The sequence below is a fragment of the Streptomyces sp. XY006 genome, from assembly GCF_002237655.1.
GTDB classification, from domain to species: domain Bacteria; phylum Actinomycetota; class Actinomycetes; order Streptomycetales; family Streptomycetaceae; genus Streptomyces; species Streptomyces levis.
The window spans coordinates 40,859-66,274 of record NZ_NOKT01000010.1; the positions used below are offsets into that span (position 1 = coordinate 40,859).

At 72.3% G+C, this 25,416-nt stretch carries 21 protein-coding genes; 14 read left to right on the forward strand and 7 right to left on the reverse strand.

Annotated elements, in window-relative coordinates; translation table 11 throughout:
- The first annotated feature begins 4 nt into the window (after positions 1 to 4).
- Positions 5 to 1,411 (forward strand): sensor histidine kinase, encoded by a 1,407-nt coding sequence (locus CHR28_RS13480; protein WP_094053834.1) that lies wholly within the window; start codon positions 5 to 7, stop codon positions 1,409 to 1,411.
- Here CHR28_RS13480 and CHR28_RS13485 read toward each other — a convergent pair.
- Entirely contained in the window at positions 1,401 to 2,402 is a 1,002-nt protein-coding gene (locus CHR28_RS13485; protein ID WP_094053835.1) for a TAXI family TRAP transporter solute-binding subunit, read from the reverse strand. The genes CHR28_RS13480 and CHR28_RS13485 overlap by 11 nt on opposite strands.
- 95 nt (positions 2,403 to 2,497) lie before the next feature.
- Between CHR28_RS13485 and CHR28_RS13490 the strand changes: the two genes are divergently transcribed.
- Positions 2,498 to 2,905, forward strand: a complete 408-nt coding sequence (locus CHR28_RS13490) for a MazG nucleotide pyrophosphohydrolase domain-containing protein (RefSeq protein ID WP_094053836.1) — start codon at positions 2,498 to 2,500, stop codon at positions 2,903 to 2,905.
- Positions 2,906 to 2,981: 76 nt separating this feature from the next.
- Here CHR28_RS13490 and CHR28_RS13495 read toward each other — a convergent pair whose 3' ends face one another.
- Together CHR28_RS13495 and CHR28_RS13500 are read right to left on the reverse strand one after the other, a co-directional pair.
- Positions 2,982 to 4,235, reverse strand: a complete 1,254-nt coding sequence (locus CHR28_RS13495; RefSeq protein WP_094053837.1) for a cation:proton antiporter — start codon at positions 4,233 to 4,235, stop codon at positions 2,982 to 2,984.
- Between the two features lie 4 nt (positions 4,236 to 4,239).
- Positions 4,240 to 4,725: a cation:proton antiporter regulatory subunit gene (locus CHR28_RS13500; protein ID WP_094053838.1), complete on the reverse strand. Its 486-nt coding sequence runs from the start codon at positions 4,723 to 4,725 to the stop codon at positions 4,240 to 4,242.
- A 123-nt stretch (positions 4,726 to 4,848) separates the two neighbouring features.
- Between CHR28_RS13500 and CHR28_RS13505 the strand changes: the two genes are divergently transcribed.
- The 4 genes from CHR28_RS13505 (at position 4,849) to CHR28_RS13520 (ending at position 9,103) form a co-directional block, all read left to right on the forward strand.
- Positions 4,849 to 5,919, forward strand: coding sequence for a sensor histidine kinase (locus CHR28_RS13505; RefSeq protein WP_373453350.1), 1,071 nt, complete (start codon positions 4,849 to 4,851; stop codon positions 5,917 to 5,919).
- Positions 5,916 to 6,581, forward strand: a complete 666-nt coding sequence (locus CHR28_RS13510) for a response regulator (RefSeq protein ID WP_094053840.1) — start codon at positions 5,916 to 5,918, stop codon at positions 6,579 to 6,581. Before CHR28_RS13505 ends, CHR28_RS13510 begins: the two co-directional genes overlap by 4 nt.
- 63 nt (positions 6,582 to 6,644) lie before the next feature.
- Positions 6,645 to 8,171, forward strand: a complete 1,527-nt coding sequence (gene miaB, locus CHR28_RS13515; protein WP_094053841.1) for a tRNA (N6-isopentenyl adenosine(37)-C2)-methylthiotransferase MiaB — start codon at positions 6,645 to 6,647, stop codon at positions 8,169 to 8,171.
- Between the two features lie 212 nt (positions 8,172 to 8,383).
- Positions 8,384 to 9,103, forward strand: coding sequence for a class III extradiol dioxygenase subunit B-like domain-containing protein (locus CHR28_RS13520; protein ID WP_094053842.1), 720 nt, complete (start codon positions 8,384 to 8,386; stop codon positions 9,101 to 9,103).
- Between the two features lie 156 nt (positions 9,104 to 9,259).
- Here the strand turns inward: CHR28_RS13520 and CHR28_RS13525 are convergent, their stop codons facing one another.
- Both CHR28_RS13525 and CHR28_RS13530 read right to left on the reverse strand, forming a co-directional pair.
- Positions 9,260 to 9,670, reverse strand: a complete 411-nt coding sequence (locus CHR28_RS13525) for an antitoxin (protein ID WP_094053843.1) — start codon at positions 9,668 to 9,670, stop codon at positions 9,260 to 9,262.
- A 26-nt stretch (positions 9,671 to 9,696) separates the two neighbouring features.
- Positions 9,697 to 9,963 (reverse strand): hypothetical protein, encoded by a 267-nt coding sequence (locus CHR28_RS13530; RefSeq protein WP_094053844.1) that lies wholly within the window; start codon positions 9,961 to 9,963, stop codon positions 9,697 to 9,699.
- A gap of 182 nt (positions 9,964 to 10,145) precedes the next feature.
- Between CHR28_RS13530 and miaA the strand changes: the two genes are divergently transcribed.
- The 6 genes from miaA (at position 10,146) to hflX (ending at position 18,492) form a co-directional block, all read left to right on the forward strand.
- Positions 10,146 to 11,084 (forward strand): tRNA (adenosine(37)-N6)-dimethylallyltransferase MiaA, encoded by a 939-nt coding sequence (gene miaA, locus CHR28_RS13535; protein ID WP_094053845.1) that lies wholly within the window; start codon positions 10,146 to 10,148, stop codon positions 11,082 to 11,084.
- A 108-nt stretch (positions 11,085 to 11,192) separates the two neighbouring features.
- On the forward strand, positions 11,193 to 11,726 hold the full coding sequence (locus tag CHR28_RS13540; RefSeq protein WP_179272424.1) for a hypothetical protein: 534 nt from the start codon (positions 11,193 to 11,195) through the stop codon (positions 11,724 to 11,726).
- A gap of 46 nt (positions 11,727 to 11,772) precedes the next feature.
- A complete protein-coding gene (gene dapF / locus CHR28_RS13545; RefSeq protein WP_094053847.1) occupies positions 11,773 to 12,645 on the forward strand; it encodes a diaminopimelate epimerase in 873 nt (290 codons plus the stop codon).
- 278 nt (positions 12,646 to 12,923) lie between these two features.
- A complete protein-coding gene (locus CHR28_RS13550) occupies positions 12,924 to 15,221 on the forward strand; it encodes a RelA/SpoT family protein (protein WP_094053848.1) in 2,298 nt (765 codons plus the stop codon).
- A gap of 92 nt (positions 15,222 to 15,313) precedes the next feature.
- Positions 15,314 to 16,837 (forward strand): M1 family metallopeptidase, encoded by a 1,524-nt coding sequence (locus CHR28_RS13555; RefSeq protein WP_094053849.1) that lies wholly within the window; start codon positions 15,314 to 15,316, stop codon positions 16,835 to 16,837.
- Between the two features lie 161 nt (positions 16,838 to 16,998).
- Complete coding sequence (gene hflX / locus CHR28_RS13560; RefSeq protein WP_094053850.1) at positions 16,999 to 18,492, forward strand: GTPase HflX; 1,494 nt, start codon at positions 16,999 to 17,001, stop codon at positions 18,490 to 18,492.
- Between the two features lie 158 nt (positions 18,493 to 18,650).
- Here the strand turns inward: hflX and CHR28_RS13565 are convergent, their stop codons facing one another.
- Positions 18,651 to 19,850, reverse strand: a complete 1,200-nt coding sequence (locus tag CHR28_RS13565; protein ID WP_094053851.1) for a trypsin-like serine peptidase — start codon at positions 19,848 to 19,850, stop codon at positions 18,651 to 18,653.
- Positions 19,851 to 20,123: 273 nt separating this feature from the next.
- Positions 20,124 to 21,347, reverse strand: coding sequence for a trypsin-like serine peptidase (locus tag CHR28_RS13570; RefSeq protein WP_094053982.1), 1,224 nt, complete (start codon positions 21,345 to 21,347; stop codon positions 20,124 to 20,126).
- A 510-nt stretch (positions 21,348 to 21,857) separates the two neighbouring features.
- Here CHR28_RS13570 and CHR28_RS13575 point away from each other — a divergent pair.
- Both CHR28_RS13575 and CHR28_RS13580 read left to right on the forward strand, forming a co-directional pair.
- The gene (locus CHR28_RS13575) at positions 21,858 to 23,192 is read left to right on the forward strand and encodes an aminotransferase class III-fold pyridoxal phosphate-dependent enzyme (RefSeq protein ID WP_179272425.1); all 1,335 of its coding nucleotides are present in this window, start codon (positions 21,858 to 21,860) and stop codon (positions 23,190 to 23,192) included.
- A gap of 232 nt (positions 23,193 to 23,424) precedes the next feature.
- Complete coding sequence (locus CHR28_RS13580; RefSeq protein WP_094053852.1) at positions 23,425 to 25,290, forward strand: IucA/IucC family protein; 1,866 nt, start codon at positions 23,425 to 23,427, stop codon at positions 25,288 to 25,290.
- The last annotated feature ends 126 nt before the right edge of the window (positions 25,291 to 25,416 follow it).

A 25,416-nucleotide genomic window follows, 5' to 3' on the forward strand; every position in this document is an offset into this window, starting at 1 on the left:
CCGGGTGCGCACTCGTCTCCTCCCGCTGCTCATCGTCCTGATGGCGGCCGTGCTGCTCGCGCTCGGCGTGCCGCTCGCCGTCAGCCTGGCGGGCGCCCAGCAGCAGAAGGTCGTCGTCGACCGCATCGACGACACCGCGCGGTTCGCGGCCCTCGCACAGTTCGTCACCGACTCGCCCGACGCCACCACCGGCGCGTTCGAGAACGAGCGCCTGGCCACGCTCAGCAGTGAGCTCCGCAGCTACCACGAGGTCTACGGCATCCGCGCCGGCGTCTTCTACCGCAGCGGCAGGGCCATGGCCCACGCACCCGCCAAGTGGGCCCTGCCCAAGGACGGCGAGGTGCGCGCGGCCTTCGACGAGGCGCTGCTCAGCCGCCGCAGCCACGACCCGAAGCAGGTGTGGCCCTGGCAGCGCGGCAATCTCGTGGTCGCCTCGCCGGTCATCCGCGACGGCGACGTCGTCGCGGTGGTCGTCACCGACTCGCCGACCGGGCAGATGCGCTCCCGGACGCTGCAGGGCTGGCTGATCATCGGCGCGGGCGAGTTCGCCGCGATGCTGCTGGCCGTCGGCGCCGCCCTGCGGCTGACCGGCTGGGTGCTCAAGCCCGTGCGGATCCTGGACGCCACCACCCACGACATCGCCACGGGACGGCTGAAGTCCCGGGTCGCCGCGGCCGGAGGCCCGCCGGAACTGCGCCGCCTGGCCCGGTCGTTCAACGAGATGGCGGACAACGTCGAGGACGTCCTGGAGCAGCAGCGCGCCTTCGTCGCCGACGCCTCCCACCAGCTGCGCAACCCCCTCGCGGCACTGCTGCTGCGCATCGAGCTGCTCGCCTTCGAGCTGCCCGAGGGCAACAAGGAGATCGCCTCCGTGCAGGCGGAGGGCAAGCGCCTCGCGCAGGTCCTGGACGACCTGCTGGACCTGGCGCTGGCCGAGCACACCGAGGCGGACCTGAGGGTCACGGACATCGGCGAGCTGGCCGCCGAACGCGTCGCGGCCTGGGCCCCCACCGCCGGGGCCAAGGGCGTCCGCCTGGTCGGCGACTGCCCGCCGACGACCGCCTGGGCCGACCCGGTCGCCCTGTCCAGCGCCCTGGACGCGGTCATCGACAACGCGGTCAAGTTCACGCCCGAGGGCGAGACCGTCGAGGTGACCGTCGCTCCCGACGGCGACACCTCCACCGTCGTCGTCACCGACCGCGGCCCCGGCCTCACCGACGAGGAGCTGGCCCGCATCGGCGACCGCTTCTGGCGCAGCGGCCGGCACCAGAACATCAAGGGCTCGGGCCTCGGACTGTCCATCTCGCGGGCGCTGCTCGCGGCGGGCGGCGGCTCGATCGCCTACGACCACAACCAGCCGCACGGTCTGCGGGTGACCGTGCGCGTGCCCAGGTCGGGGCCTACGGCTTGACCGACTGGTAGTAGCGCTGCGCCCCGGCGTGCAGTTGCAGCGGGTCGGTGTAGATCGCCGTGCGGACGTCGACCAGCTGGGCGGAGTGGACGGTCGCGCCGATGCCGTCACGGCTGTCGATCACCGTCCGGGTCAGCCACTCGGTGAGCCGCGGATCGACGTCGCTGCGCGTCACCAGGATGTTGGACACCGCCAGCGTCGGCACCGGGTCGCCCCGCTGGATCGTGGGGTAGGCCGACTCGGGCATCTTGGTGGCGCGGTAGTACCGCGTGGCGCCGCCCTGGTCGTGCAGCTTGGCCACCAGTGCGGCGTCGATCGGCACGAACCGGAACGCCGACGCCGACTTCTTCGCCAGCCGGCTGAGTCCGTCCGTGGGTAGCCCGCCCGACCAGAAGAACGCGTCCAGCCCGTGCCCCAGCCGCTTGGGCCCGGTGTCGATGCCGTCCGACGAGGGCACGATGTCCTTCTCCGGGTCGATGCCGGCCGCCTTGAGCACGCCGTTGGCGATCAGCCGCACGCCGGAGTCGGGGAGCCCTATGGCCACGCGCTTGCCCCGCAGGTCCGCGACGGAGCGGATGTCCGAGTCCGGCGGCACGACCAGCTGGAGGTAGTCGTCGTACAGGCGAGCGACTCCGCGCAGCCGGTCGGCGCCCGTGCTGTTGTCGAGCTTGTACGTGGCGACGGCGTCGGCCGCGGCGATCGCGAAGTCGGCCTCGCCGGTCGCCACGTCCGCGACGTTCTCCTGCGAACCGGCGCTGGTCAGCAGCCGCACGCGCAGGTCGGGCATGTCCTTGTCGATCTCGTTGCGCAGGAGTTCGCCGTACTCGTGGTAGACCCCGGCGCGCGTGCCGGTGCTGAACTCGATCTCCCCGCCCGGCGGCTGCTCGGCCCAGGGGCGCAGCCACCACAGCAGCAGCCCGAGGACCACGAGGGCGGCGGCACCGCCCTGCAGGGTCCGCTGCCTGCCGATACGGGGGAACGTCCTGGACATGCGGGCGATCCTGCCAGCCGGGGCGCACCCCTGACCAGGGCAGGGGTCACAGGACGGGGCGGGGAGTGTCAGTGGCGGCCACTACAGTCGCCCCCATGAGCTCCTCGCCCGCCGACCTGGTCCGTGCGTTCCACCATGCCTTCGGCCTGGACGCCCGCAGCACCCCGGCGGAGGTCTCCCCGGAACTCGCCGCCCACCGCGGCGAGCTTCTCGCGGAGGAGGCCGCGGAAGTGGCCGAGGTCGCGGTGACGGGCCCGCTGGACCGGCTCGCGCACGAACTGGCGGACGTGGTCTACGTCGCGTACGGCACGGCCCTGGTCCACGGCATCGACCTCGACGCGGTGCTCGCCGAGATCCACCGGTCCAACATGACCAAGCTCGGCCCGGACGGTTCGGTCTCCCGCCGCGCCGACGGCAAGGTCCTCAAGGGGGAGCACTACGAGGCACCGGATGTGGCGGGGGTGCTGCGTAAGCAGGGGTGGACGCCGGGCGGGGGCGCCTGACCTCGGCACCTCGCCCGTCGGCACATCGCCCCTCGGCACATCGCCCTGCAGCTCCCCCTTCGCCCTCCGGGGACCCTCAGTCGGCGACCGGCGCGTCCGCCTCCGTCGCCCTGGGCGTCGGCTCAGGCTTCGGCTCAGGCTCAGGCTCCGGCTTCGGCTCCGGCCGACCGCGCTCGCGGCGCCGCCCCCACCATGTCGCCACGGGCTCGGTGTACCGCGCGGTGAGCGGCCCCAGGACGACCAGGATCAGGACGTACGCCGTGGCCAGCGGGCCGAGGGACGGCTCGATACCGGCGGCGACCGCGAGGCCCGCGATGACAATCGAGAACTCGCCGCGGGCGACGAGCGCGCCGCCCGCCCGCCAGCGGCCCTTGACGGAGATCCCGGCCCGCCGGGCCGCCCAGTAGCCGGTGGCGATCTTCGTCAGCGCGGTGACGACGGCCAGGCCCAGGGCCGGCAGCAGCACGGGCGGGATGCTCGACGGGTCGGTGTGCAGCCCGAAGAAGACGAAGAAGACCGCCGCGAACAGGTCGCGCAGGGGGCTGAGCAGCGTGTGCGCGCCCTCCGCCACCTCCCCGGACAGCGCGATGCCCACCAGGAAGGCACCCACCGCCGCCGACACCTGCAACTGCTGCGCCACGCCCGCGACCAGGATCGTCAGGCCCAGCACGACCAGCAGCAGCTTCTCCGGGTCGTCGCTGGAGACGAACCGCGAGATGACCCGGCCGTAGCGCACGGCCAGGAACAGCACCAGCCCCGCCGCGCCCAGCGCGATCGCCAGGGTCACGCTCCCGGCCAGCAGCCCGGCGCCCGCCACCAGCGCCGTGACGATCGGCAGGTACACCGCCATCGCCAGGTCCTCCAGCACCAGCACGCTGAGGATCACCGGCGTCTCACGGTTGCCGACCCGGCCCAGGTCGCCGAGCACCTTGGCGATCACGCCGGACGACGAGATCCAGGTGACACCGGCCAGGACGACCGCGGCCACCGGGCCCCAGCCCAGCAGCAACGCCACCGCCGCACCGGGCAGGGCGTTCAGCGCGCAGTCGACCAGACCGGACGGATAGTGCGTCTTGAGATTGGAGACCAGGTCGCTCGCCGTGTACTCCAGGCCCAGCATCAGCAGCAACAGGATGACGCCGATCTCCGCGCCCGTGGCGACGAACTCCTCGCTCGCCCCCAGCGGCAGCAGACCGCCCTCGCCGAAGGCCAGACCGGCGAGGAGGTACAGCGGTATCGGCGAGAGCTGGAAACGGGCGGCGAACCGGCCGAGCAGGCCGAGGCCGAGAATGATGGAACCGAACTCGATCAGCAGAACCGCGGAGTGCACCGGCTCACTCCCGCTCGAGTATCATCGCGGCCGCGTCGACGCCCTCGCGCGTGCCGACGACGATCAGCGTGTCACCGCCCGCCAGCCGGAAGTCCGGCGCCGGCGACGGGATGGCCTCGGCCCGGCGCAGCACCGCCACCACCGACGCGCCCGTGTCCGTCCGCATCCGGGTGTCGCCCAGCACCCGCCCGTTCCAGCGCGAGGTCGCGGCCACCTCGATCCGCTCGGCGACGAGCCCCAGGTCCGTGGTGTACAGCAGGCTGGGGCTGTGGTGGGACGGCTTCAGCGCGTCGATCAGCGAACCCGCCTCGGAACTGGTCAGCCGCAGGGACTGCGCGCAGGAATCGGGGTCGTCGGAGCGGTACACGTTCACCGTGCGCGTCCCGTCGCGGTGCGCGACCACCGACAGATGACGGTGTTCGCGGGTCTCCAGGTCGTACTGGACCCCGATGCCCGGCAGCGGCGTCGCCCTCAGGCGCGGAGCTGACACGTTTCTTCCCCTTGTTCGTCCGGTGGTTCTTGCCTGTGTCCGTGTCCTGAGCGGTGCCGTGAGCGGTGTCGATCAACGGACGGGCCACCTCCGCATGCTGCCATCCGGCCGTACGGTGGCGATATGGGTGTCGTGACGGATATACGCAGCGGCCGGTCGCCGGAGAGACTCGACGGGGAGCTGTCGGAGGCGAGCGCCGGGGAGCTGTCGGACGCGAGCGCCGGAAGGAGCGGAGCCAGGAACGTGTCGCTGTTCTGGCGGATCTTCTCGCTCAACGCGGCCGGCCTGGTCGTGGCCACCGCGCTGCTGCTCGGCCCGGTCACCGTCTCCACCCCCGTCCTGGCCGGAGAGGCGCTCGTCCTGCTCGGCGGCCTGGTGCTGCTGCTCGCCGGCAACGCGCTCGTGCTGCGCTTCGGCCTGGCCCCCCTGCAGCGGCTGGACCGCGCCATGGCCACCGCGGACCTGCTGCGCCCCGGCTCCCGCCCGGTGGTCGGCGGTCCGGCGGAGACGGCCGGGCTGATCACGACGTACAACACGATGCTCGACCGGCTGGAGGCCGAGCGGGCCACGGGCGCCGCCCGCGCGCTGTCCGCGCAGGAGAGCGAACGCCACCGCATCGCGCGGGAGCTGCACGACGAGGTCGGGCAGACCCTGACCGCCGTCCTGCTCCAGCTCAAGCGCGTCGCCGACCGGGCGCCGGGGGAGCTGCGCGACGAGGTCGGCCAGGCGCAGGAGGCGACCCGGGCCGGCCTGGACGAGATCCGCCGGATCGCCCGGCGGCTGCGCCCGGGTGTCCTGGAGGAACTGGGCCTGGCCAGCGCCCTGCGCGCACTCGCCGGCGAGTTCACGACACACGGGCTGACGGTGCGCCACCACGTCACCGGCGACCTCCCCGCCCTGACACCCGAAGCGGAACTCGTCGTCTACCGGGTGGCCCAGGAGGGCCTGACCAACACCGCCCGGCACGCCGGCGCCGACCGCGCCGAACTCCGCCTCCGGCCCGTCCCGGGCGGCGTCGAACTCCTCGTCCGCGACAACGGCACCGGCGTCGGCACCGCCCCCGAGGGCGCCGGCATCACCGGCATGCGCGAACGCGCCCTGCTGATCGGGGCCGCCCTCACCGTCGGACCGGCCCCGGACGGCGGCACCGACGTACGGCTGCGCCTGCCCGTGCCGGACGGAGCACGCCGATGACCACCCGGACGAGCCGTCCGATTCGCGTCCTGCTCGCCGACGACCACACGCTGGTGCGCCGGGGCGTGCGCCTCATCCTGGACGGTGAACCGGACCTGACGGTCGTCGCCGAGGCCGGAGACGGCGCCGAGGCCGTCGCGAAGGCCCGGGAGACCCCCGTCGACCTGGCCGTCCTCGACGTGGCCATGCCCCGCATGACCGGCCTCCAGGCGGCCAGGGAACTCTCCCGCCGGCTGCCCGACCTGCACATCCTCATCCTGACCATGTACGACAACGAGGAGTACTTCTTCGAGGCGCTCAGGGCCGGGGCCAGCGGCTACGTCCTCAAGTCGGTCGCCGACCGCGACCTGGTCGAGGCGTGCCGGGCGGCCGTGCGGGACGAGCCGTTCATCTACCCGGGCGCCGAGCGGGCCCTGGTCCGCTCCTACCTGGAGCGCCTCCACCGCGGCGACGGCCTGCCGGAACGGGCCATCACCGAACGCGAGGAGGAGATCCTCAAGCTGGTCGCCGAGGGCCACACCTCCAAGGAGATCGGCGAACTCCTCTTCATCAGCGCCAAGACCGTCGAACGCCACCGCGCCAACCTCCTGCAGAAGCTCGGCATGCGCGACCGCCTGGAGCTGACCCGGTACGCCATCAGGGCCGGGCTCATCGAGCCGTGAGCCCGGGCCCCGGTTGTCCACAGGCGACCGAGTCACTTTCGCCGACCGCCTACCCTTGTCCCTATGAGCAGCATCGACCGGAGCCAGTCAGTGGGCGGCACGCGCACCTATGAAGTACGCACCTACGGGTGCCAGATGAACGTCCACGACTCCGAGCGATTGGCCGGCCTGCTGGAGGACGCGGGCTACGTCCGCGCCCCCGAGGGCTCCGACGGCGAGGCGGACGTCGTCGTCTTCAACACCTGCGCCGTCCGGGAGAACGCCGACAACAAGCTGTACGGCAACCTCGGCCACCTGGCGCCGAAGAAGGCAGCGCGCCCCGGGATGCAGATCGCGGTCGGCGGCTGCCTGGCCCAGAAGGACCGCGACACCATCGTGAAGAAGGCGCCCTGGGTGGACGTCGTCTTCGGCACGCACAACATCGGCAAGCTGCCCGTCCTGCTGGAGCGCGCCCGCGTGCAGGAGGAGGCGCAGGTCGAGATCGCCGAGTCCCTGGAAGCATTCCCCTCGACCCTGCCGACCCGCCGCGAGAGCGCCTACGCGGCCTGGGTCTCCATCTCCGTCGGCTGCAACAACACCTGCACCTTCTGCATCGTCCCGGCCCTGCGCGGCAAGGAGAAGGACCGCCGCCCCGGCGACATCCTCGCCGAGATCGAGGCCCTGGTCTCCGAGGGCGTCTCCGAGATCACCCTCCTCGGGCAGAACGTCAACGCGTACGGCTCGGACATCGGCGACCGCGAGGCCTTCAGCAAGCTGCTGCGCGCCTGCGGGAAGATCGACGGGCTGGAGCGCGTCCGCTTCACCTCGCCGCACCCGCGCGACTTCACCGACGACGTCATCGCCGCCATGGCCGAGACGCCGAACGTGATGCCGCAGCTGCACATGCCGCTGCAGTCCGGCTCCGACGCGGTCCTGAAGGCGATGCGCCGCTCCTACCGCCAGGAGCGCTTCCTCGGGATCATCGAGAAGGTCCGCGCCGCCATCCCGCACGCCGCGATCAGCACGGACATCATCGTGGGCTTCCCCGGCGAGACCGAGGAGGACTTCGAGCAGACGCTGCACGTGGTCCGCGAGGCCCGCTTCGCTCAGGCCTTCACCTTCCAGTACTCCAAGCGGCCCGGCACCCCGGCCGCCGAGATGGACGGCCAGATCCCCAAGAAGGTCGTCCAGGAGCGCTACGAGCGGCTGGTCGCCCTCCAGGAGGAGATCTCCTGGGAGGAGAACAAGAAGCAGGTCGGCCGCACGCTGGAGCTGATGGTCGCCGAGGGCGAGGGCCGCAAGGACGACACCACCCACCGCCTGTCCGGCCGCGCCCCCGACAACCGCCTGGTGCACTTCACCAAGCCGGACCAGGAGGTCCGCCCGGGCGACGTCGTCACGGTCGAGATCACCTACGCCGCCCCGCACCACCTGCTCGCCGAGGGCCCCGTCCTCGACGTGCGGCGCACGCGCGCGGGCGACGCCTGGGAGAAGCGCACGGCGGAGAAGGCGGCGAAGGCGTCCCAGCCGACGGGCGTCCTGCTCGGCCTCCCCAAGATCGGCGTCCCGGAGCCGCTGCCGGTCGCGGCAAGCGGCTGCGGCTGCGACTGAGCCGGGGGTGACTTCCGAGGGGGCGTGACTTCCGGGGGAGTGTGACCTTCGGGACTTACCACGGGGTGCGACCTCCGACTGGGTGTGACCTCCGGCGGGGCGGGGGCTGCGACTGGGCGTGGCCTCACGCGGGGCGTGACCTCCGGCGGGGTGGGGCCGGGTGGCGGTCGCCCCGTGCGGAATCGCGTCCGCCGAGGGTTACCCTGCCGATCATGCTTGTCGCCGCCGCTGTCTGTCCCTGCCCGCCCCTGCTGATTCCCGAGGTCGCCGCGGGTGCCGCCCCGGAGCTGGACGCCGCGCGAGCCGCCTGCACGGACGCGCTGGGCGTGCTCGCCGCAGCCCGTCCCGACCGGCTGGTGGTCGTCGGGCCGGTGGACGTCCCCGGGCCCGAGAGGTACCCGGAGGGCAGCCGGGGGTCGTTCCGGGGCTTCGGTGTCGATCTCGACGTACGGCTCGGACGGGCCAGGGCTGGCGACGCGGGCCCGGAACGGCGGCTGCCGTACGGGCTCGCGGTGGCCGCCTGGCTGCTGGAGCGGACCGGGTGGTCCGACGCCCCGGTCGAGGGGGTCGGCGTGGGGGAGCGGCTCACGCCGGGGGACTGCGCCCGGGTCGGACGAGACCTCGCCGCCGGTGCCGAGCGGGTCGCGCTGCTGGTGATGGGCGACGCCAGCGCGTGCCGGACGCTCAAGGCCCCGGGCTACCTCGACGAGCGGGCGGCCCCCTTCGACGCCGAGGTGGGGCGCGCGCTCGGCACGGCGGACCTTCCGGCCCTCCTCGCGCTGGACGTCGGCCTCGCCCGCGAGCTGAAGGTGTCCGGCCGGGCCCCCTGGCAGGTCCTTGCGGGCGCGGCCGAGGGCGCGGACCTCGGGGGATCACTGCTGTTCGAGGACGCGCCGTACGGGGTGGGGTACGCCGTCGCCACCTGGTCGTAGCCCGCGTCGCCGCGGAAGCGCGAGGTGCGCGACGGCGCGCGGGGACGCGCGGGGACGCGCTGCCGGTCCGCGGCGGGTGCGGGAAACGCCGGACGGCCGGGAGCTCCTGCTCCACGGCCGTCCGGCGATGTGCCCTTTCGGTGTGCCGGTGCCAGGTCAGGAGACCGGCGGTGGTGCGTTGTCCGGCGGTGTGCCGCCGGCCGCGTCGCGCGGCGGTGCCGTACGGTCCGCGTCCGCCGGAGGAGTCGCCCCGCCCTGAGGCGCGGTCGCCGCACCCCGAGGCGGAGTCGCCCCACCCTGGGACGGGGTGGCCGCGTCCGGCGTCGGTGTCGCGCCGCCCGTGTGCGGTCCGCCGTCGTCCTTGTGCGCGAGTCGGCCCATGGCGCCCTTGGCCTTGCCCGTGCCCGAGTGGATCCTGTCGCTGTACTTGCCCTTGGTCCTCTTGTCGACGACCTGCGCGGCTCTGTCGAGACCGTGCTGGATCCTGTCCTCGTGCCGCTGCGCGAGGTGCGAGACCTTGCCCTTCGCGGGGCCCAGCTTGGCCTTCACGTTCTCCAGGAGACCCATGGCTCACCTTCCCTCGCGCGGGGCGGTCACGTACGGGCGCCCTCACCGGCCTCGTTGTCGGCCGCTTTGTCGGTGGACTGCTGCTTGGGGATGTCGACGCCTTCGCCCTCGGTGCTCTCGGCGGCCTCGGCCTTCGGCTCGGCGGTGTCCGCCGCTCCCTCGGCCGCCTTCGCCTCGGCGGTCGCCGTCTCCTCCTCCGTCTCGGACCCGGCCTGCGCCGCGTCGCTGCCGGCCTCGGCGGCAGGCGCCTCCGTGGCCTTGGACCGTCGGAGAATGCGTGCAAAAACGCCCATATCCACTCCATACGTTACTCGTGCGGGCGAAATCCCGCGTCGCCCGGTGCGTCCGTTTGCACGGCCCGGGCCACCGCCTCTGTGATCCGGCGGCAGGAACCTCGCAACGGGCAACGACCCCGGGGCCGTGGCGTCACGTAACTCGTTCGAGAGCGGTGTGCGAGGTTTGCGAGACTGGGTCGGTGAGCAGCGCACCCCCCGCCCCCCGCGTCATCGCCGTCGTCGGTCCCACTGCGGCCGGAAAGTCCGATCTGGGCGTCTTCCTGGCCCAGCGGCTCGGCGGTGAGGTCGTCAACGCCGACTCCATGCAGCTCTACCGAGGGATGGACATCGGCACCGCCAAGCTGACGCCCGAGGAGCGCGGCGGAGTCCCGCACCACCTCCTGGACATCTGGGACGTCACCGTCACGGCGTCCGTCGCCGAGTACCAGCGTCTGGCCCGTGCGCGCATCGACGCGCTGCTCGCCGAGGGCCGCTGGCCGATCCTGGTCGGGGGCTCGGGGCTGTACGTCCGAGGTGCCGTCGACAACCTGGAGTTCCCCGGTACCGACCCCGAGGTGCGCGCCCGTCTGGAGGAGGAACTCACCCTCCGCGGCTCGGGCGCACTGCACGCCCGCCTGGCCGCCGCCGACCCCGAGGCGGCCCGCGCCATCCTGCCGAGCAACGGACGCCGGGTCGTACGGGCCCTTGAGGTCATCGAGATCACCGGCAAGCCCTTCACCGCCAACCTCCCCGGCCACGACTCGGTCTACGACACGCTCCAGATCGGCGTCGACGTGGCCCGCCCCGAGCTGGACGAGCGCATCGCGCGCCGGGTCGACCGGATGTGGGACGCCGGACTCGTGGACGAAGTGCGGGCGCTGGAGGCGCAGGGGTTGCGCGAAGGGCGTACGGCATCGCGCGCGCTCGGCTACCAGCAGGTCCTCGCGGCGCTCGCCGGGGAGTGCACCCTGGAGGAAGCGCGGTCCGAGACCGTGCGTGCCACCAAGCGCTTCGCGCGCCGTCAGGATTCATGGTTCAGGCGCGATCCGCGGGTGCACTGGTTGAGTGGGGCTGCGGCCGATCTCACAGAACTTCCGCAGCTCGCGCTGTCCTTGGTCGAACGACCGGTTACAGCCTGATCACGTCATGGCATCGGGACGCCCAGGCCGTCATCCGGTCCTTCGGCGGCGTGCCATCATCGAGCTTCGATCGACCGAGTTGAGTCCTAGTTGGGAGGGCGCGTGGCGATGGAGGCCGGCCCTCGCGACACCGCACAAGGCACCGATCACATCACCGCGGAGCGGGATGGGCAGGAGCACGAGCGGGACGTGCCGGAGCACGAGGACGGACCGGAGCAGGACACGGACCGCCTCAGCTCCGACGGCCCCGACGAGACGCCGAGCGTGACGGACGACGGCCCCGAGCCCGACGAGATGTTCGCGGACGAGGTCGAGGTGGAGCTGCGCCCGCAGCGCCGGCTGCGCATCTGGCAGCTCGCCCCGATCGTCGGACTCGCGGCCCTCGGCTCCCTGATGTTCGCCTTCCCGCTCGCCTTCGACTTCGGCGACAGCGGGGCCGTCATCGCCATGCTCGGCCTGCTGATCTGCTCCTGCGCGGCCGGCTGGGGCATGATGGCCGCCCGCCGCGTCGGATACACCTGGCCCGGCCTCCCGGCCAAGGGCTCCGGCCGCAGAGCGGACTGGCGGGTCGTCCTCGGGTACGCGGTGATGGTGGCCGCGGTGGTCGTCCTGGCCGTGTGGCGGGTGGCCCGGCTCCGCTGAAGCCGCGCGCGGGCCGTCCCCGCGCAGCGCGCCGTACGATCGGGGCATGAGCACGCCGATCGCCTTCCTCAAGGGCCACGGGACCGAGAACGACTTCGTGATCGTCCCGGACCCCGAGAACACCATCGACCTGCCCCCGGCTGCCGTCGCCGCCCTGTGCGACCGCCGCGCGGGCATCGGCGGTGACGGACTGCTGCACGTCGTGCGGTCCGCCGCGCATCCCGAGGCCAGGAGCATGGCGGCCGAGGCGGAGTGGTTCATGGACTACCGCAACGGCGACGGTTCGGTCGCGGAGATGTGCGGCAACGGCGTGCGGGTCTTCGCGCGCTACCTCCAGCGCGCCGGGCACGTCACCGAGGGGGACCTCGCGGTCGCCACCCGCGGAGGCGTGAAGACCGTGCACATCGCCAAGGACGGCGACATCACCGTCGGCATGGGCAAGGCGCTGCTCCCCGAGGACGGCGTCACCGTGAGCGTCGGCGAGCGCAGCTGGCCCGCGCGGAACGTGAACATGGGCAACCCGCACGCCGTCGCCTTCGTCGAGGACCTGGCGCACGCCGGCGACCTGTACGCCCCGCCGCCCTTCAGCCCGGCCTCCGTCTACCCGGACGGGGTCAACGTCGAGTTCGTCGTCGACCGCGGCCCCCGGCACGTCGCGCTGCGCGTGCACGAGCGCGGCTCCGGCGAGACCCGCTCGTGCGGCACGGGCGCGTGCGCGGTCGCCGTGGCCGCCGCCCGCCGCGACGGCGCCGACCCCGCCACCACCGGAACGCCGGTGACCTACACCGTGGACGTCCCCGGCGGCACCCTCGTGATCACCGAGCGGCCCGACGGCGAGATCGAGATGACCGGCCCGGCCGTGATCGTGGCCGAGGGCGAGATCGACGCGGACTGGCTGCAGGCCGTTCCGCGGGGCTGAGCCGGCACCGCCGTCCTGGCGACCTCGACCCGAAACCGGCGTACGGAACCGGCCAGTTGGCGGGAACACGACCACTCTGGTCAGCCTGCATGAGGGTACAAACCTCACATTCGTCCCTCGAATGGGTGATCAGTTTCACGCTCGGCGAGAGGCGGTCAGCCACGCGTGGTGGGCTCGATAGCATCAAGCACCGGCCCGGACGGGGGACCGAAGCCGCCCCCTGAGCCGTGTCCGCCCTGGGGCACCCCGTCCGCCGGTTGACGCAGCCGGAGGTGCCCATGAGTGCGGAGGCCACGAATCCCGTGACCCCAGGCCCGATGCCGGGCGCGGCGTCGGGGCCGGTGACACCGACCGCGCCGCGCAGAAAGACCCGCCCCCGGATCGACCTGCGCCGCCTCGGCAGAGCCGCGCTGCTCGGACCCGCCGCCCGCGACCGGCTGCCCGACGCCATCAGCCACGTCGTCGAGGCCCACCGCGCCCACCACCCCGAGGCCGACCTCGATCCCCTGCGCCGCGCCTACGTCCTGGCCGAGTCCTCGCACCGCGGCCAGATGCGCAAGAGCGGCGAGCCGTACATCACGCACCCGCTGGCCGTGACCCTGATCCTCGCCGAACTCGGCGCGGAGACCACCACGTTGACCGCCTCGCTGCTCCACGACACCGTCGAGGACACGGATGTGACGCTCGACCAGGTGGGTGAGCAGTTCGGCGAGGAGGTCCGCTACCTCGTCGACGGCGTCACCAAGCTGGAGAAGGTCGACTACGGCGCCGCCGCCGAGCCCGAGACCTTCCGCAAGATGCTCGTCGCCACCGGCAACGACGTCCGCGTCATGTCGATCAAACTCGCCGACCGGCTGCACAACATGCGCACCCTCGGCGTCATGCGTCCCGAGAAACAGGAGCGCATCGCGAAGGTGACACGTGACGTGCTCATCCCGCTCGCCGAACGGCTCGGCGTCCAGGCGCTCAAGACCGAACTCGAGGACCTGGTCTTCGCGATCCTGCACCCCGAGGAGTACGCGCACACCAGGGAACTGATCGTCCGCAACGCCGACCGTGCCGACGACCCGCTCGCCGAGGTCGCCGACGAGGTGCGCTCGGTGCTGCGCGAGGCGGGCATCCCGGCCGAAGTCCTCATCCGCCCCCGCCACTTCGTCTCCGTGCACCGCGTCTCCCGCAAACGCGGCCGGCTGCGCGGCTCCGACTTCGGCCGCCTGCTGGTCCTGGTGGGCGAGGACGCCGACTGTTACGGCGTCCTCGGCGAACTGCACACCTGTATGACCCCGGTGGTCTCGGAGTTCAAGGACTTCATCGCCGTACCGAAGTTCAACCTGTACCAGTCGCTGCACACGGCCGTCGCCCGTGCGGACGGCCAGGTCGTCGAAGTCCTCATCCGCACCCACCAGATGCACAAGGTCGCCGAGGCGGGGGTCGTCGCCCTCGGCAACCCGTACGCCCCCGCCCCCGACGACCCGGCCGACGGCGAGCGTGTCGATCCCACCCGCCCCGGCTGGCTCTCCCGGCTCCTCGACTGGCAGGAGGCCGCGCCCGATCCCGACCACTTCTGGTCGACCCTGCGCGAGGACCTCGCCCAGGACCGCGAGATCACCGTCTTCCGGCCCGACGGCGGCACACTCGGGCTGCCCGAGGGGGCGACCTGCGTGGACGCCGCGTACGCGCAGTACGGCGAGGACGCGCACGCCTGCATCGGCGCCCGGGTCAACGGCCGGCTGGCGACGCTGTCCACCGTGCTGAGGGACGGCGACACCGTCCAGCTCCTCATGGGCCAGGACCCGGCCTCCGAGCCCTCCCGGGAGTGGCTGGAGCACGCGCACACGCCCGCGGCCCGGATCGCCATCCAGCGCTGGCTGGCCGCCCATCCGGCGCAGGCCGAGGCCCAGGAGCACGAGGCCCGCACCACCGGGACGGACCGGCCCTCCGGCGGCGGCGACCGGTCCGACCGGGTCTCCGGGACCGACCGGTTCTCTAGGGCCGACCGGTTCTCCGGGACCGAACAGCCCTCCGGGACCGAACGGCCCTCGGGTGACCGTACGGCCACGCCCCGGCCCGGCTCGGATGCGCCGGCGGCCTCCGCCCCCGAGCAGCCCGGCGCCCGCCCCGCCGGCGGCGACGTCCTCGCGGACCGGCCGGGCGCGACCGTACGGCTCGCCCGGTGCTGCACGCCCGTACCGCCCGACGAGATCACCGGTTTCGCCGTACGCGGGGGAGCGGTCACGGTGCACCGGGTGCAGTGCCCGGCGGTGGCGCGCATGAAGGACGGGGGGCGTGAGGACGTCGGCGTGCGCTGGGGCGAGGCCACCGAGTGCCGGGTCACCCTGGTCGCCGAATCGTTCGTCCGTCCCCATCTGCTCGCCGACCTCACCGAGGCCATGGCCCTGGAAGGCGCCGAGATCGTCTCCGCGACCGTCGAACCCCCGACCCAGCAGCAGGTGCGGCACACCTACACCGTGCAGCTCCCGGACGCGGCCCACCTGCCCGCCCTGATGCGCGCCATGCGGAACGTGGCCGGGGTGTACGACGTGAGCCGCGCGCAGCCGCAGACGCAGGGCACCTGAGGCGGCAGGCGGCGCAGGCCCCGGTCCCCGGTTCGGGTGGGCCGGACGCGCGTCTGCCGTGCCGCGCCCGCGCGCGCTGATAGCCGTGAGGCATGCCCCTCACGCCCGCTTCCCCCACCCGCCGGCGGACGTCCGCCGCCCTGCTCGCCTCGGCCGTCTCCGTGTGCCTCGTCGCCGCGAGCGCCCCCGCCGTCCCGCTCGGCGTCGGCGACCGCCTCTTCCCGCACCTGGGCAACCCCGGCTACGACGTCGCCTCGTACGACCTGTCCTTCACCTACCCCGGCACCAACAGCGAGCCGCTGCGGGCCGTCACCACCATCGACGCCTGGGCCACCGCGGACCTGGACCGGATCAACCTCGACTTCGCGCACGGCAAGGTCGACTCGGTCGAGGTCGACGGCGACCCCGCGAAATTCCGCACCGCCGGCGAGGACCTGGTGATCACGCCCGAGGACGCGGTGTCGGACGACACGTGGATGCGCATCACCGTGCGCCACACCAGCGACCCCGTGCCCGCCGAGGGGCGCGAGGGCGGCTGGGTGCGCACCGGGGACGGCCTCGCCATGGCCAACCAGGCCGACGCCGCGCACCTGGTCTTCCCGTGCAACGACCACCCCTCCGACAAGGCCATGTTCACCATCCGGGTCACCGCGCCCGACGGCCACACGGCCGTGGCCAACGGTCTGCCCGCCGGTGTCGAGCGGGCCGGAGGGCAGACCACGTGGACGTACCGCACCCGGCACCCCATGGCCACCGAGCTCACCCAGGTGTCCATCGGCCGCTCCACGGTGCTGCACCGCACCGGCCCGCACGGCCTGCCCGTACGGGACGTCGTCCCCACCCGGTACCGCGAGGCGCTGGAGCCCTGGCTGGAGAAGACACCCGCGCAGATCGCCTGGATGGAGAACAAGGTCGGCCGCTACCCCTTCGAGACCTACGGCGTCCTCGCGGCCGACGCCTCCACCGGCTTCGAACTGGAGACCCAGACGCTCTCCCTCTTCGAGCGGGAGCTGTTCACCGAGCCCGTCTACCCCGCCTGGTACGTCGAGTCGATCATGGTGCACGAGCTGGCGCACCAGTGGTTCGGCGACAGCGTCACCCCCCGCACCTGGTCCGACCTGTGGCTCAACGAGGGACACGCCACCTGGTACGAGGCGCTCTACGCCGAGGAACAGGCCGGAAAGCCCATGCGGGACCGGATGAAGCTCGCCTACGGCGCCTCCGACCGCTGGCGCGCCGCCGGCGGACCGCCCGCCGCGCCCAAGGCACCCGAGCCCGGCCACAAGACCGACATCTTCCGGCCCAACGTCTACGACGGCGCCGCGCTCGTCCTGTACGCCCTGCGCCAGGAGATCGGCGGCCCGGCGTTCGAGCGCCTCCAGCGTGAATGGGTCGGCCGCCACCAGGACGGCACGGCCGGCACGCAGGACTTCGTCCGGCTCGCCGCCGAGATCTCCGGCCGCGACCTGGACGGCTTCTTCCAGGGCTGGCTGTACGGCGAGAAGACCCCGCCGATGCCGGGGCATCCGGACTGGAAGCCGGAGGACCCCGGGAAGCCCGGGAACCCTGCGAAGCCCGTGGCGGCCGCCGTTTCCGGCGGGGGAGGCGCGCGATAACACGGTGACGAGACGCCCCGTGCCGTGCGACCATCTTCAGGTCGGCGCGGCACGGCGCGGGACGCCGGGAATCTCCCGGAGTGCCCATGCGTTGTGCACGGTGACGGACCAGCCCCGGCTCTCCGTCGCCGACATCGGTTTCCCACCTACGTAAGGATCCAATGACCTCCTCTTCTTCCCCTTCCCAGGACACCAAGCGCTTCGCGCACAGCCACCCCGAGGGTCTTCGGGCCGATGCCCTGATGGAAGAGGACGTCGCCTGGAGCCACGAGATCGACGGAGAGCGGGACGGCGACCAGTTCGACCGCTCCGAGCGCGCGGCTCTGCGCCGCGTGGCGGGCCTGTCCACCGAGCTCGAGGACGTCACCGAGGTCGAGTACCGCCAGCTCCGCCTGGAGCGGGTCGTGCTCGTCGGCGTCTGGACCTCGGGAACCGCCCAGGACGCGGAGAACTCCCTCGCGGAGCTCGCCGCCCTCGCCGAGACGGCGGGCGCGCTCGTGCTCGACGGCGTGATCCAGCGCCGCGACAAGCCCGACGCGGCCACGTACATCGGCTCCGGCAAGGCCGAGGAGCTGCGGGACATCGTCCTCGAGTCCGGCGCGGACACCGTCATCTGCGACGGTGAGCTCAGCCCGGGCCAGCTCATCCACCTCGAAGACGTCGTCAAGGTCAAGGTCATCGACCGTACGGCCCTGATCCTGGACATCTTCGCCCAGCACGCCAAGTCCCGAGAGGGCAAGGCGCAGGTCGCGCTCGCGCAGATGCAGTACATGCTGCCGCGACTGCGCGGCTGGGGTCAGTCGCTGTCCCGGCAGATGGGCGGCGGCAAGGGCGGCGGCCTCGCCACCCGTGGTCCCGGTGAGACCAAGATCGAGACGGACCGGCGACGGATCCGCGAGAAGATGGCGAAGATGCGCCGTGAGATCGCGGAGATGAAGACCGGCCGCGAGATCAAGCGCCAGGAGCGCAAGCGCCACAAGGTGCCGTCCGTGGCCATCGCGGGCTACACCAACGCCGGAAAGTCCTCGCTGCTCAACCGCCTCACGGGCGCGGGCGTCCTGGTCGAGAACGCCCTGTTCGCGACCCTCGACCCGACCGTGCGCCGGGCCGAGACGCCGAGCGGCCGGCTGTACACGCTCGCGGACACCGTCGGATTCGTCCGGCACCTGCCCCACCACCTGGTCGAGGCGTTCCGCTCCACGATGGAGGAGGTCGGCGAGTCCGACCTGATCCTGCACGTGGTGGACGGTTCGCACCCGAACCCGGAGGAGCAGCTGGCCGCCGTGCGCGAGGTGATCAGGGACGTCGGCGCCACCGACGTACCCGAGATCGTCGTGATCAACAAGGCGGACGCGGCCGACCCGCTGACGCTGCAGCGCCTGCTGCGCGTCGAGAAGCGGTCCATGGCCGTCTCGGCCCGCACCGGCCAGGGCATCGAGGAACTGCTCGCGCTCATCGACAACGAGCTGCCGCGTCCCTCGGTCGAGATCGAGGCGCTCGTGCCGTACACGCACGGCAAGCTCGTCGCCCGCGCCCACGACGAGGGCGATGTGATCTCCGAGGAGCACACCCCGGAGGGCACGCTGCTCAAGGTCCGGGTGCACGAGGAACTGGCGGCGGAGCTCACGCCGTACGTCCCGGCGCCGCTCGCCTGAACCGGCCTGGTCCCGGCCTGACGCCGCCGGCCTGGTCCCGGCCTGACGCCGCCGGCTGACCGGCCGGCCGAAGTCGGATGGCCTGACCGGCCGAACCGAAAAGGCCCGCCCCCGAGTCGATGAGTCGATCGGGGGCGGGCCTTCTTCGTGTGCGCGGGTCAGCGGCCGCCGTAGGTCTTGCTCATGTTCTCGTAGAGCGCCTCGGCGTCACGGCCCAGCTGCGGGCCCGCCAGCCAGGTGTTGTCGGCCGGACCGATCGAGGTGTTGGAGACCAGCACGGACTTGCCGTCCAGCACCCGGAACCAGCCCCCGCCGGACGACCCGCCGGTCATGGTGCAGCCGATGCGGTACATCGTCGGCAGGCTCGTGCTGAGCGAGAAACGGCCCGGGACGTCGACACACTTGAACATCTTCAGGCCGTTGTAAGGCGGCGCGGCCGGGTAGCCCCAGGCGCCCATCTTGGCCGCCTCCGCCGCGGACGGGGCGGAGAAGTCCACGTCCAGCGCTGCGCCGACCGTCTCCTCGAGGGACTTCGCACCCTGCTCGGGCTTCACGTGCAGCACCGCGTAGTCGTACGCGGCCCCGTCACCGCCCGTCTCCGAACCGCCCTGGATCCACTGGTTCGACGTCGAGGCCCAGTCCGCCCACCAGTTGCCGTACGGGGCGATCTCCGTCGGGTTCGCGTTGCTCAGTTCCGCCTCGGACTTGCCGAGGTCGTTGTAGGCCGGGACGAACACGATGTTGCGGTACCAGCCGCCGTTGCCGCCCGCGTGCACGCAGTGGCCCGCCGTCCACACCAGGTTGGACTTGCCCGGGTGGTTGACGTCCTTGATCACCGTGCCGGAGCAGACCGCCGGGCCGTCGGGGGAGTCGAAGAAGACCTTGCCGACCGGCGCGGCGTTGCGGTGGTACGGCGTCTTCTCGGCCTGGGCCGCGACGGGCGCCGGGTCCGGGTCGCTGATGCCCTGCCCGGCCGACGCGTCCTTCGTCGTGACCGTCTTGTTGGCCTCCTCGGCGGACTGCATCCGCTCGGGCTTCCAGAGACCCTCGATCACCGGGTTGACGAAGTCCTTGGCCTCACTGAGCCACTGGTCCCGGTCCCAGTCCTTCCAGCCGCCGTTCTTCCACTTGTCGACGTCGATCCCGTGCTCCTTGAGCTTGCCCGCGAGATCGGCCGGGATCTTGACCTTGCCGCCGGTGTCCCCCGCCTGAGTGGGGGTGGCGTCGGGCTTGTCACTCGCCGAGTCCGCCGAGCCGCCACAAGCGGTGGCGGTGAGCGCCAGGACGGCGACGAGCCCGGTGGCGGCGAGAACGGTGCGCCGCCCGCGCCTCGATGCGGGCGTACGTGTGGAACGCATGGTGCGATGACCCCCGTTGATGCGTACGTATGTGCTGCTGCTGCTGCTGTGTGTGTGGTGTGGTGTGGTCTCGTCTGGTGTGGTGCTGCCGAGCGTCCTGGCCGGTGGTGCGCTGCCCGGCGCGACACCCCACTATGCCGGGGCAGTTGAGGGCGAACCGGGGTGGGGCGGTGAAGGTTTCCGTGAACCGGCGGCGCCGTGCGCCGGGCGCTCCGCCGGTGCGCCGGCCGGCCCGCCCCCGCGCCGGGCCCACCACCCCCGCCACGGGCCGGACTACCGGCCCGCGTACTTCTCGCTGACCGAGTCGAACACGCCCTTGGCGACCTCACCCAGACGCGGTCCGGCCAGCCAGCCCGACGTCACCGGGCCGATCGAGGTGTTGGACACCAGCGCCGGCCGGCCGTCCGAGCCCGTCGCGACCCAACCGCCGCCCGACGAACCACCCGTCATCGTGCAGCCGATCCGGTACATCGTCGGGTCCGACGCCGTGAGCGACAGCCGACCCGGCCGGTCCTGGCACCGGTACAGCTTCTGCCCGTCGTACGGCGGCGCCGCCGGGTAGCCGATCGCCGTGACGCTCTCGACCTGCGGTACGGCGGGCGCCTTGAAGTCGACCGGCAGCGCCGAACCGACCGTCTCCTCCAGCGACTTGCCGCCGCTGCCCTTCTCCGGCGTCACATGGATGACGGCGAAGTCGTACGGTGCGCCGTCGCCGCCCGTCGAACCGCCCTGCTCGATCCACTGGTCCGAGGTCTGCGCCCAGTCGCCCCACCAGACGCCGTAGGGAGCGACGTCCTCGCGGGTGGCGTTCTCCAGCTCCTGGACCGGCTTGCCGTCGTCGTTGTACGAGGGCACGAACGCGATGTTGCGGTACCAGCCGCCCTTCTTGCCCGCGTGCACGCAGTGGCCCGCCGTCCACACCAGGTTGGACTTGCCCGGGTGCGCCGGGTCCTTCACCACCGTCGCCGAGCAGACCGCCGAACCCTTGGGGGAGTCGAAGAACACCTTCCCGGCCGTGGGCGCGGCGGCGTGGTACGACGGCGGCACGGCCTGCGCCCGGACCGGCGCCGGCGTGGGATCGGTGACGCCCTGGTCACCGGAGAGGTCGCTCTCGTCGACGCCCTGGTCGGGCTCCTCCGCCTCCCGCATCCGGTCCGGGTTCCAGAGCCCCTCGATGATCGGGTTGATGTACTCGTGGGCCTCGCGCAGCCAGTCGTCCCGGTCCCAGTTCTTCCAGGCGCCGTTCTTCCACTTGTCGATGTCGATCCCGTGCTCGCGGAGCCGGTCCCTGATGTCGTCCGGTATCCGGAGCTTGCCGTCGTCCGAGGCGGTGGCGGACGCGGAGGCCTCCCCGCCCGCCGCGGCGTCACCCGACTCGCAGGCGGTGGCGGTCAGCGCGAGCGCCGACGCGAGGGCCACGGCGCCCAGCACGGGGGAGTTCCTGCGGTGCGCCCTCCCCTCTCGGCGTGTGGTGAACGACGGCCGGATGGATCGCATGATGTGACTCCCCCTGATGGTGACGAACATGGACGAAACCGGTGCTCGGCCGTGGTTTTCCGCTGCTGCATGGGGACTTCGGGCCGACACACCGCGTCCGGGAACGGCACCACACACTATGCGGTGGCTGTGGGGGAGGCCCGACGGAACAGCAACAGTTCCGTCACGGAAAGGATCTTGAGGCAACCCGTAACCCGGTGAGCGATCCGGGGTTGGTAGCGGTGGGGGGTCTGCTGTCTGTGCGCGGTCCCTGGTGCCCGTGCCCAGTAGGAGGTCAGGAAAGTCGTGGCGGAATCCGTCCTTGGGGGTTGTGCGTCAGAGGAGGCCGCTGTGGGGCATGCGCCGGTGAAAACCCTCTCCGGTGATCCCGCCGACGACACCGCGGTGGAAGCGGGCGACGGCTCCATAAGAGCGGATGACGGTGCCCCGGGGGGTACGGAGGCCGGGGTTTCCGGGAGGGTTGCGGAAGCCAGCGCCAACCGGGGCCTACACGAGGACGCCGCCGAGACCTTGGACGATGACCCCGCTGAGGCTCTGGATGAGGGTGCCCGGGGAGCGCGTGGCGCGCGAGAGGGGTTTCCGCGCCGCCAGTCCGCTCGCGAGGCGGCGGCCCGGACCTACGCCCGGGCCCTGCCCATCGTGCCGGTGCGCGCGCGAGGCATGACGATCGAGGGCGCGGACGGCCGCCGCTACCTCGACTGCCTCTCGGGCGCCGGGGCCCTCGCCCTCGGACACAACCACCCCGTCGTCCTGGAAGCCATCCGCAAGGTCCTCGACTCCGGCGCCCCTCTGAACGCCCTCGACCTCGCGACCCCCGTCAAGGACGCCTTCGTCACCGAACTCTTCCGCACCCTGCCTCCCGGACTCGCCGACCGCGCCCGCGTCCGCTTCTGCGGCCCGACCGGCAACGACGCGGTAAGGACGGCAAACGAGCTGGTCCGAGCGGCGGCCGGGCGAGCCCCTGGCCTTCTTTCCGGTGACGAGGCAGCGATCGTTCGTGTGGCGTATCCGCAGGACTGCACCGACCTGTTGCGCGCCGGTGCTGCCGCGCCCCCTGCCGGGGTGATCGTCGAACCCGTTCAGGGCGAGGGCGGCGTGTTCCCCGTGCCGGACAGCTGGTTGCGGCGAGTACGGCAGCTCACGGCCGACCGGTCCGTCCCGCTGATCGCCGACGAGATCCAGACGGGCGTCGGGCGCACCGGCGCCTTCTGGGCAGTGGAGCACAGCGGCGTGACCCCGGACGTGATGGTCCTCTCCGAGGCCATCGGCGGCAGCCTGCCTTTGGCCGTCGTCGTCTACCGCGACGACCTCGACGACCTCGACCCCGGGGAACCCGGTACCCCTACCGGCACCTTCCGTGGCAACCAGCTCGCCATGGCCGCTGGCACGGCGACACTCGCCCACGTCCGTGAGAACCGCCTGGCCGAACGCGTCTCGTCCCTCGGCGCGCGGATGCTGCACCAACTGCGGTCGTTCTCCGGTGATGTCGCGTGCGTGGGTGAGGTCCGGGGGAGAGGGCTGATGATCGGGGTCGAGTTGGTGGATTCATCGGGGGAGACGGAACCAGCGCTCGAACTGGCCGCCGTGGTCCAGCGCGAGTGCCTGCGGCGCGGTCTCATCGTCGGGCTCGGCGGCCGCCACGCCCGTGTCGTACGACTGCTGCCACCCCTGACGATCACCGACGAGCAGGCGGCCGCCGTACTGGACCGCCTGACCGACGCGATCCAGGCAGCGGCGCAGCGCCGACAGGACACGACACGGCAGGGCACGACACGGCAGGGCACGACATGGCAGGGCACGACACGGCAGCGGGGCGGCACATCGCGCACGCGTCGTGCCCCTTGACGTCGCAGGTCCTCGCGCTCGCTCTCCCGACCGTTCGCGGGGAATCACCCTTGCCGTCCCCGTCCCCGTCCCCGGCCCAGACGGTCCGAACCACCCCCCCACCGAGGTGCCATCCTTGAACGCCATCCCCACGCCCGACATCCCCGCCACGGCAGGATCTTCCGCCGGCTCTCCGCCGCCCGGGACGTCGGTGGCATCGGCATCGGCTCTGCCCGAGCAGCGACTTGAGGCGATGGAGCCCGACCCGGCGGGGCACGGCGGTCAGTCCGCGCCCGACCCCCTGCGCCAACCCGACCCTCACCTCGTCGCCCACAAGGCAACCGTGGAGACCCTGCTGCGCTGCTGGGTTCGGGAGACCGGCCAGGCTGCCCCCTTCGACGGCGTCCTCCGCGTCCCCCTGCCCGCCAGCGGCACGGCCCTTCTCGTCCCCGTCCGCTACTGGTCCCCGACGGGCTGGCACCGCTTCGGCCTCCCGCGCCTGGCCGACGCACCCGTTGACGCCCCTCCGGTCGACGCCGTGACGGCCGCCGCCTTGCTCACCAGGGAAAGCCCGACCGGGGGTTGGGCCTCAGGCGATGTCCCTGCCCACAAGGCAGACGCTGCCGTGCCGGGCGACAACGACGGCATCGCTCTTGTCGCGGGCGTCGCCGACTCCCTCCGTCGCATCACCACCTTCGTCAGCGAGCGCCAGGAACACCCTGTCGACACCCCCGACCTCTTCTTGGCCGCAGAACAGGCACTCCTCCTCGGTCACCCCCTGCACCCGACACCGAAGAGCCGTGAAGGTCTCTCCGAGGCCGAAGCCCGGCGGTACTCACCCGAACTCCGCGGATCCTTCCCCCTGCACTGGATGGCTGTCGCCCCCTCTCTTCTCGCCACCGACTCCTGCTGGACCGAACGCGGCCGTCCTGTCCCGGCCCCCGCTCTGACCGGCCTTCTGGCCGGACCCGGACTGCCGCTGCCGGACGGCCACGCCCTGCTGCCCCTGCACCCGTGGCAGGCACGCGAGATCCGACACCGTCCGCGGATCGCCGCCCTGATGGACGACGGACAGCTCCGCGACCTCGGCCCCCACGGGGAGCCCTGGCATCCCACCTCCTCCGTACGCACCGTCTACCGGTCCGGCGCCCCCGCCATGTTCAAGCTGTCCCTGGGGCTGCGCATCACCAACTCCCGTCGAGAGAACCTCCGCAAGGAACTCCACCGCGGCGTAGAGGTCCACCGCCTCCTCCGCAGCGGTCTCGGGCACCAGTGGCGGGCCGCCCATCCAGGCTTCGACATCGTGCGCGACCCGGCCTGGCTCGCCGTCGACGGGCCGGCCGGCACCCCGCTGCCCGGGCTGGACGTGGTCATCCGCCACAACCCGTTCAGCCCCTCGGACGATGTCTCCTGCGTCGCCGGACTCGTCTCACCGCGCCCGTGCCCACCGACCCTTCCGGGCACCGCTTCGGACCGCTCCGAGGGCGAAGGCCCGGTCCTTCGCTCACGGTTGGCCGAACTCGTCACCGGAATCGCCCGACGGACCGGCCGGCCTCGCGGAGCCGTTGCCGCCGAGTGGTTCCTGCGCTACCTGGAACACGTGGTGCGTCCCATCCTGTGGCTGGACGGCGAGGCCGGTGTCGCCCTGGAGGCGCACCAGCAGAACACGCTGCTCCTACTGGACGCCGAAGGCTGGCCCACGGGCGGCCGGTACCGCGACAACCAGGGCTACTACTTCCGCGAGTCCCGGCGCGCGGAGCTCGACGCCCGGCTGCCCGGAATCGGGGAGCGGAGCGACACCTTCGTCCGCGACGAGGTCGCCGACGAACGCCTCGCGTACTACCTGGGCGTCAACAACGTGCTCGGTCTCGTCGGCGCGTTGGGTTCTCAAGGGCTCGCCGATGAGCGGCTGTTGCTCGCCGCCCTCCGTCGCTTCCTCAGGACCGTCGCCTCCGGCCCGGCCCGACTGCGCTCCTCACTTCCTGCCCGGTTGCTCGACTCACCCGTACTGCGCTGCAAGGCCAACCTGCTCACCCGCCTGCACGGCCTCGACGAACTCGTCGGCCCGGTCGACACCCAGTCCGTCTACGTCACCATCGCCAACCCCCTGCACTGCTGATCACTCCGGCTTCCTCCGACCATGACCGACCTCCTTCATCGCTGAGGACATGCCCCATCCGCCTTTCTGAGAGGAGCGTTTGGTGCCTTCCGTCGATCCGTCCGTCCCGACGGCCACCCCTGTCTC